Below are 8,196 nucleotides of genomic sequence, written 5' to 3'. Positions count from 1 at the left end.
TCCTGCTCAAAGAACTAATGGAAATTGTTCACTCTAAGGGAAAACTGTGGAATTAAATTCGTGGGGATCCTTCAGGTCTGGAACGAATTTGAACGCCGAAAAGGCGGCCCGAAGGGCAAAATACAGGATGTATTTTGTAATCCCTCCCTCACCGCCATTATTGTTGAAGAAAACCCAGCGAAAGCTGGGTTTTCTGCTTTTAGGCGTGCGGTCGCAAGCTCCTGTCGCCACGGTGCCAGTCGTGTAAGCTCATTTTATGTCTCATTCTTGTATGTATTAACACAATTCTAGATATCAAATGAGCTTGTTTGTATAGTTGTGTAAGACGCGAATGTCTGTTTTTTATTGAAATTTCTATATGGTGAATATCAATGGATGTGATGCAATTTTGCAGACACTTGTTTGAAATTAGAGAACAGCGCATTTCCAGGGCTGAAATGAGCCGGAAATACCCCTGGCATGAAAACATGCTCAAAGCTTATGAGAAAGACAGACTTTGTGATGTTGATTACCTGGCTGCGCTATCAAACACGACCGGTTGTGATTTTATGGAGTTGTTGCGCTTACGGCTAAAAGTTGGCGTGCTTGGTGATCAGATAGATAGTTTTCATAGTGTTCAGTCTGCAGTAGTTGAGCCAAAGCCGTTATGCAGTGCAAAGTCTGAAATTTTAATTAATGATGATTCAATGTCACCCACCATTGCTGTTGGTGCGACATTGTCAATTGATTACAGCGATAGAAACCCTAAAGAGGGCAGTATCTACATAATTGCGTTGGAGAATCAGCAGGTGCCACGCAGAATTCAAACGGGTTTAAATAACTCGCTCATTCTGGTAGCAGATAATAATCGATTTGTTCCTGTAACTGTTGATGCTGACAAGTTGGATTCTTTTATTGTTGTTGGTCGGGTTACTGGTACTTTAAACCCTCTTTAAACAGCGTTTAAATTGGACTTTAACGGATACTTCCACGCCATTAGGCTTTAAATTGGCTTTGTTGCTATTTGCCGCGTAATTTTTACGTTCATTTGTATTTTGGTCAAATTACTTCGTGTTTGGGTTATTAATTATTTAGGAACGCGCTTCACTCTAATTCCTTTGTTTTCTGGTGAACTCAAATTTTCCCGTTACAAGCATCATTTTGAATATCCAGTGGGAGCTGGATTTCATCTAGTCAGATCTTTATTTCAAATCAAAACTGAACCAGTCCGTCAATTCAGACGTATAGCCAAACACGAGTATTTTTAGAATGTAATGCTGAAATGACAACGAATATAGCGGTGTTTGGCAGCAGTGGGGCGATAGGTTGCGCGTTAATTTGCAAACTTAGAGCGCAATATCCTACAGCAACGGTTCATGCCTTCTCACGTAAACAAAATGCGATAGATGGGGTAATACATCATCAAGTGGATTTTTTAGATGAATCTGCTTTGGAGAGCGCTATAAAAACGGCAACTCATCAGGCACCGTTTAACATGGTATTAGTGGCAACGGGCATGTTGCATAGTGACGAATGTCTGCCGGAAAAATCACTAAAAAACCTTAATGCAAACTGTATGCAGCGTTTGTTTGAGGTAAATACTGTTATCCCTGCTTTAATCGCTAAATATGTATTGCCTCGTTTAGATAAACAGTCAAACGCAATATTTGCGGCGCTGTCTGCCAGAGTGGGCAGTATTTCGGATAACCGCTTAGGTGGCTGGTATGCCTATCGGATGTCTAAAGCTGCGTTAAATATGTTTATTAAAAGCGCGTCAATTGAAATCGCCCGTACTCACAAACAGGCTGTGGTCGTGGGTTTGCATCCGGGCACAGTAAAAAGTAATTTATCAGCGCCGTTTCAGGGCAATGTCGCCAAAGAAAAACTATTTACGCCCGATTATTCAGCTGAGCAGTTACTCAGCGTTTTATTAAGTCTGACAGCGCAGGATTCAGGTAAATGTTTCGCCTGGGACGGTAAGGAAATTCAACCATGACAGTATTGCGGGTTGTTTTGGGGGACCAGTTATCAGAGTCGATTTCAAGCCTGAAGGATGCCGACAAAGCCAATGATATTATTTTAATGGCTGAAGTGTGGGATGAAGCAACTTATGTAAAACACCATAAAAAGAAAATCGCGTTTTTATTTTCGGCGATGCGACATTTTGCAAAAGAACTTACACAAGCGGGTTACAGGGTTCACTATACACATTTTGATGATCACAATAATCGTGGTTCGTTAAGGGGGGAAGTAGAGGGTTGCTGTGAGCTATACAATATCAATAAAGTGGTTGTTACTCATCCGGGCGAATATCGGGTTTTACAGGATATTCAGCAATGGCAACAAGTACTTAAACTAGATGTAGAGATAAAAGACGACCTCCGGTTTTTATGTTCGCAACAGGAATTTGCAAGATGGGCAAAACAACGTTCGTCATTGCGTATGGAGTATTTTTACCGAGACATGCGTAAAAAATATTTCATTCTAATGGAGGGGGAGCAGCCCGTTGGCGGTAAGTGGAATTATGACGCTGAAAATCGGCAGCCACCCAAACGCGATTTGTTTATGCCTCAGCCTTGTATTACACCACTAGATCCCACTACACAAGATGTTATTCAGCTGGTAGCTGAACGTTTCCCTAATCACTTTGGCGACCTTATGCCATTCCATTTTGCGGTAACTCGGGAACAAGCATTGCAGGTTTTACAACAGTTTATTGAGCAGCGTTTGTGTTTATTTGGCGACTATCAGGATGCCATGTTAGAAGGTGAGCCATGGATGTATCACTCACATATTAGTTTCTATTTAAACTGTGGTTTATTGCAGCCAATGGAGTGCATAAGGGCGGCTGAACAGGCTTATTACAATAGAGAAGCACCGCTTAACTCGGTTGAAGGCTTTATCCGTCAAATTTTGGGGTGGCGTGAATATGTGCGCGGAATTTATTGGTTAAAAATGCCGGAATACGCTCAGCAGAATTTCTTTAACGCTAACCGGAAGTTGCCACAGTTTTACTGGGATGCAGATACAAAAATGAATTGCATGCGCCAATGTATTTCTGACACAAAACAAAATGCTTACGCTCATCATATTCAACGACTAATGGTGTTAGGCAATTTTGCATTGCTGGCCGGGCTAAGTCCCGAACAAGTCAATAACTGGTATTTACTGGTTTATGCTGATGCTTATGAGTGGGTCGAATTACCCAACGTGACAGGGATGATACTGTTTGCCGATGGTGGTTATCTTGCCAGTAAGCCTTATGCGGCGGGAGGTAGTTATATCAACAAAATGTCGGATTATTGCCAGCACTGCGATTACAAAGTGACCGTGAAAAATGGTAAGTCGGCCTGTCCTTTTAATTATCTTTACTGGGATTTTTTAGCACGTAATAGGGGCAAATTAGCCAGTAATCATCGTTTAGGAATGATGTACAAAACCTATGATCGTATGTCGGATGACAAAAAGCGTGAGATTGAGCTTGATGCTGAGCGCTTTTTAAACGAGCTGAGATGATTAAAAAGTCGGATTTACCACGGAAAGTTTGTCCCGTTTGTCAGCGCGAGTTTGTGTGGCGTAAAAAGTGGCAACGACATTGGCAGGAAGTTAAGTACTGTTCTCATCGCTGTCGCAATACAAAACAGTCGAATTTCCAGCTTGGCTTAAATAAGTAAATTATTGAATTAAATTGTTAATATTCAAAAAACTGACATTTTTTAGTTATCTTATATTTTCTAAACTAACCTAAAATACGCGGTTTAATTTATTTTTTATCCCGCCTATTGTGCAGTACTAAAATCAGTGATAAATAGCTGCAAAATATCCCGCTGTGGAATGAGATATGACATCTTAAATAACAGCGTTCGAAGGGAAACGTTTAAACGGCGCCACTGGTTGAATACAGGATAGTTAAGTTGCTAAGACAATGTTGTCTTGGCGTTTATTCGACATCATCGACTGGAAAATATGATGATTAAAACCATTATTGTGGCCGACAATACCGAAAGTGTTAATGTACCTGATGACCTGACGGTAATCAGTTTTCAAACCTATTTAGCTGACTACCCCAAATTAAATGAGCCTAAAACACGCATTATTAACCTGTGTGATACAGAGCACTACTTAAGCCGCGGGTATTATTGCTCATTACTGGCCGAAGCACGTCAGCACAAAGTGTTGCCAAGTGTTAGTACTATCAACGACTTACGTGAAATGGCAAACGACAGCTTGTCCGGGATTTTATTGCGTTTACCGACCGATCAGATTGGTGATATTGCTGAAGGCGAATCAATCAGTGTGATGGCTTATTTTGGCTGGGTGGAACAAACGGAGTGGCGCAAAGTCGCAAGACAGGTTTTTGAAAAATACCCGTCGCCGGTGTTGGTTTTAAACCTGTCTAAAGACCAGCATGGTTTGCGCATTGAAGTTGCGCGTGGTGCGGTAGGCCAGTTAGATGCCACCCAGTTTGAATTATTTAATCAGCGCTTAGTGTCTTTTACTCAAGATAGCTGGCGACATGGTAGCCGTGAAAAACGTTTACGCTGGGATTTGGCTATTTTGGTTGATCCTAATGAAACCCACCCGCCAAGTGATAAAGATGCGATAAAACTATTTATTAAAGCCGCGGCAAAAGAAGGTATTCACGCGGAAACCGTAACAGCGACGAGGTTTAGTCAGATTGCACAGTACGATGCGTTATTTATTCGCGAGACAACCGCAATTGATCACCACACTTATCGTCTGGCCCGTAAAGCTGAGCAGGAAGGTTTAGTGGTGATTGACGATTACACCTCTATTTTGCGTTGCTGTAATAAGGTGTTTTTGCATGATGCGTTTAGCTATAACAAAGTACCCTCGTTAAAAACTAAGGTAGTAACGGCGAGTTCTGACACAGAGTTAGATATGCTGGAAAGCGAATTTAGTTACCCAATGGTGCTAAAAATGCCGGAAGGGGCGTTTTCAAAAGGTGTATTTAAAGTCGAAAGCCGTGATGAATTGAAAGCTAAATTGGACGAGTTATTCCAACATACAGCATTGGTGTTGGTGCAAGAGTTTTTATACACAGATTTTGACTGGCGAATTGGTGTATTAAATGGTCGTCCCATTTATGCGTGTCGTTATCATATGGCGCGTAAGCATTGGCAAATATACAACCATGGCTCTAAACGTTTTTCATCGGGTGGCTTCGAAACTTTACCGACCTTTGAAGTACCTAAAGTGGTGTTAGACGCTGCCATGAGTGCCTGCTCTATTATCGGTCGCGGCTTGTATGGTGTGGATATTAAACAGAAGGGGAGTCAGGTTTACGTGATTGAAGTAAACGATAACCCTAGCATCGATAGCAAAGTAGAAGATAAATATCTGGGTAAAGAGCTGTATAAAATTATTATGCAGGAATTTGCACAACGCCTTGAACAGCGTGGCCGCGACTAATGGATGTTGTTATTCGACTGGCATCACTTGATGATGCCAGTGCCTTGCTGAATGTCGAAAATCAATGTTTTGTAACCGATAAAATTCCCCGCCGCCAAATGCGTTATTTACTGTCAAAGGGTAAAACCCGTGTTTGGTTGGCAGAATATCAGGGCAATGTGCTGGGCTATGCGTTGATGTTTGTACCTAAACACCCACGCCCGGCACGTTTGTACTCATTGGCGGTGTTAGCTGAAAGCCGTGGTTTGCAAATTGGCAATAAATTGCTTAATGCCGCTCTAAGTGATGTAAAACAACTTGGATATGACAAAGCGGTGCTTGAAGTGCGTAACTCGCATCACGTTGTGCAGCAGTTATATCGAAAATTTGGCTTTAGTCCGGTTAAGACCATTGAAGATTATTATCAGGATGGTGAAGCTGCACTTAAAATGGCAGCAAATTTAGATTAGTAACACTGCTGGCTTAACCCAGCAGTGTTTGCAATTCCTGTGCACCAAACATCACAATTTCAAACGCAATCAGAATGATAATGATCCATTCCAGAAAGGCTGAATGTTGGTGTTTTTGTTCATCGGCTAACATATCGAAAAGCTCATGAATGGTAGCCAGCTTTTTGGACAAAATCTCAACTCGCGGGTGAATTTCTAAATAGCGTGCTGCGATGTTGTAGGTAGCTTCATACTCCGGATATTCCCAAAAAAAGTTGGGTGTATCCAGTAATTCGTAATGCAGAATAATGTCGCTTTTTGTGCTGAATAAATGACCGCGAATTTTGGCAATTTCTTTGCGCGACAGACTTATTTTCCCACTGTTAGCCAGCGTTTTGGGTAAATGGGCGTTATCCTGTATTGTGCGCTGGGCTTGTGACTCATATTCATTTAACTTCAACGACTGAGCTAACGCATGACTAATTGCCAGACGGGTTAGTTTGTCATCATTTGTCAGTACAATTTTGTCCTGACTGATTTTGAAATCAGTACCCTGCGCTTCAAATCGAAAATGCTCTTGTTCGTCTGCTTTGAGACTGGCGTGATCAAACTGCAGGCGATTAAATAACGCCATACGCTCGTCTTCACTCACGGCCCAAAATATAAGTACACCATAATCAAATATCCACGCTTCACCACCAGGTAATGCAATGTGTAATGCATCCCGGTAACGTGTGCCACGTTCATTATCTAATAGTGATTTGTAATGTTCATTGTCGGTAAAGAGATTGCCGAGATTGATTGCTGAAACTCTGTCGTTGCAGAAGCTCATAGAGCTTTCCTGATATGCGGTTTAACTTGAGATAAGATAGTCCTAAGTTATTAAACTGTCGATAGTTTTTATAAATAAATATTTGACGATTTGGCTGGGTAAAAATCTTTTATTCACACTATATTTTTTCGCTAAATTCAGGCGTATGCTTTGCGCGTTTTGTGGTCATTATTAAATAAATTTTCGGTTGTTTAGAGTAATAAATTGAAAACCTTTCAAATTGAAAAAGCAGGCAAACAACATTTAGAACAGCTGGTGTTGCTGGAACAGCAATGTTTCACCGTCGATCGATTGTCACGCCGCAGTTTGCGCCGATTTTTAACCAGTGAAAAAGCTGTTTTTTTGGTCGCGACCTACAGTGGAAAGTGTGTTGGTTATGTTCTTGTTATTTTCCATCAAGGGACACAACTTGCGAGACTGTATTCCATTGCTGTAGATGAAGCTTTTCGTCGCCAGGGCTGTGGTGCCACCTTAATGCAATCTGCAGAATCTGCAGCGCAGGAGCGCGAGGCATTTTATATCCGACTGGAAGTGGCGCAAAACAATCAAAGTGCTATCGATTTTTATCGATATTTTGGTTATCGCAAGTTTGGTTTGATTAATGATTATTATGAAGATCACAGTGATGCGCTTCGAATGCAGAAACGTATTCGACGTGCAAAAAGTACCGCGGTTAAAACCATGCTGCCCTGGTATCGGCAACAAACGCCGTTCACCTGTGGACCCGCCTCATTAATGATGGCGATGTCAGGCTTGCAGAAGCAATACATAGCGCAAATTAGTGACGAGTTACAGATATGGCGAGAAGCTACCACAATTTTTATGACCTCCGGACATGGTGGTTGTCACCCTGTTGGTTTAGCTATTGCAGCCCATAACCGTGGATTTAAAAGTGAAATATGGATAAATCAACAAGGTCCACTCTTTATTGATGGTGTGCGTGATGCCGATAAAAAGCAGATTATTGAGCAAGTACATAATGACTTTGTCGCAGACGCCAAACGATTAAAGATACCTTTTCACAATCAAAATATTGATCAGGCAACTTTAGCTGATGCCTGCGACAAAGGGTTTGTGCCGATTATCTTAATCAGTACCTATCGCATGGATCGCAAAAAAGCACCGCACTGGGTGGCGGTAACAGGTTACGATGAAGGATGTTTTTATGTGCATGATCCAGATCCGGATGAAAAGCACCAGGACGTGTTAGATTGCCAGTTTTTGCCGATTGCCCGCCAGGATTTTGATCGAATGTCTATTTTTGGTTCATCCCGTTTGCGTACTGCGATAATTTTATCAAGCAAATAATTCGAATAGGTTTTGATTAAAAGTACGATTAAAAATCATAAGGTTAGTATGTATTTTGATTAAGATTTGAGGTTTGCGATTATAGTGCAATACGGTATGTTGTTAACGTCCTTTACAAAATGTTTACATGTTTGTTTAAGGATGTGTGATGGTCTACATAGTAATGTGTGTTTTCCCTAAATTCTGTGTGTTTTGTTGTTAGTGCGGCTTAGTGCC

Annotated in this window: 8 protein-coding genes; 7 read left to right on the top strand and 1 reads right to left on the bottom strand. The window is 41.4% G+C overall.

What is annotated here, in order from left to right; translation table 11 throughout:
- Positions 1-371 precede the first annotated feature (371 nt).
- From H8B19_RS18105 to H8B19_RS18080, 6 genes are all read left to right on the top strand, one after another.
- Positions 372-935: a S24 family peptidase gene (locus tag H8B19_RS18105; RefSeq protein WP_186508432.1), complete on the top strand. Its 564-nt coding sequence runs from the start codon at positions 372-374 to the stop codon at positions 933-935.
- 326 nt (positions 936-1,261) lie between these two features.
- A complete protein-coding gene (locus tag H8B19_RS18100) occupies positions 1,262-1,975 on the top strand; it encodes an SDR family NAD(P)-dependent oxidoreductase (RefSeq protein ID WP_186508431.1) in 714 nt (237 codons plus the stop codon).
- Positions 1,972-3,495 (top strand): cryptochrome/photolyase family protein, encoded by a 1,524-nt coding sequence (locus H8B19_RS18095; protein ID WP_186508430.1) that lies wholly within the window; start codon positions 1,972-1,974, stop codon positions 3,493-3,495. Before H8B19_RS18100 ends, H8B19_RS18095 begins: the two co-directional genes overlap by 4 nt.
- Entirely contained in the window at positions 3,492-3,653 is a 162-nt protein-coding gene (locus H8B19_RS18090) for a DUF2256 domain-containing protein (protein WP_186508429.1), read from the top strand. The genes H8B19_RS18095 and H8B19_RS18090 overlap by 4 nt, the downstream gene beginning before the upstream one ends.
- 295 nt (positions 3,654-3,948) lie before the next feature.
- A complete protein-coding gene (locus H8B19_RS18085) occupies positions 3,949-5,412 on the top strand; it encodes a RimK family protein (RefSeq protein ID WP_186508434.1) in 1,464 nt (487 codons plus the stop codon).
- On the top strand, positions 5,412-5,861 hold the full coding sequence (locus tag H8B19_RS18080; protein WP_186508428.1) for a GNAT family N-acetyltransferase: 450 nt from the start codon (positions 5,412-5,414) through the stop codon (positions 5,859-5,861). The genes H8B19_RS18085 and H8B19_RS18080 overlap by 1 nt, the downstream gene beginning before the upstream one ends.
- 13 nt (positions 5,862-5,874) lie before the next feature.
- On the opposite strand, the gene H8B19_RS18075 is transcribed toward H8B19_RS18080, so the two are convergent.
- A complete protein-coding gene (locus tag H8B19_RS18075; RefSeq protein ID WP_186508427.1) occupies positions 5,875-6,672 on the bottom strand; it encodes an RMD1 family protein in 798 nt (265 codons plus the stop codon).
- A 204-nt stretch (positions 6,673-6,876) separates the two neighbouring features.
- On the opposite strand from H8B19_RS18075, the gene H8B19_RS18070 reads away from it, so the two are divergent.
- Entirely contained in the window at positions 6,877-7,980 is a 1,104-nt protein-coding gene (locus tag H8B19_RS18070) for a GNAT family N-acetyltransferase/peptidase C39 family protein (RefSeq protein WP_186508426.1), read from the top strand.
- Positions 7,981-8,196 lie beyond the last annotated feature (216 nt).

This window comes from Neptunicella marina, assembly GCF_014270035.1.
GTDB lineage: Bacteria > Pseudomonadota > Gammaproteobacteria > Enterobacterales > Alteromonadaceae > Neptunicella > Neptunicella marina.
This window is presented reverse-complemented; position numbering and strand designations above follow the sequence as displayed.

Coding starts and splice junctions, on each gene's coding strand:
- H8B19_RS18100 (WP_186508431.1), top strand. CDS start 1,262: ATGACAACGAATATAGCGGTGTTTGGCAGCAGTGGGGCGATAGGTTGC.
- H8B19_RS18085 (WP_186508434.1), top strand. CDS start 3,949: ATGATTAAAACCATTATTGTGGCCGACAATACCGAAAGTGTTAATGTA.
- H8B19_RS18095 (WP_186508430.1), top strand. CDS start 1,972: ATGACAGTATTGCGGGTTGTTTTGGGGGACCAGTTATCAGAGTCGATT.
- H8B19_RS18080 (WP_186508428.1), top strand. CDS start 5,412: ATGGATGTTGTTATTCGACTGGCATCACTTGATGATGCCAGTGCCTTG.
- H8B19_RS18090 (WP_186508429.1), top strand. CDS start 3,492: ATGATTAAAAAGTCGGATTTACCACGGAAAGTTTGTCCCGTTTGTCAG.
- H8B19_RS18075 (WP_186508427.1), bottom strand. CDS start 6,672: ATGAGCTTCTGCAACGACAGAGTTTCAGCAATCAATCTCGGCAATCTC.
- H8B19_RS18105 (WP_186508432.1), top strand. CDS start 372: ATGGATGTGATGCAATTTTGCAGACACTTGTTTGAAATTAGAGAACAG.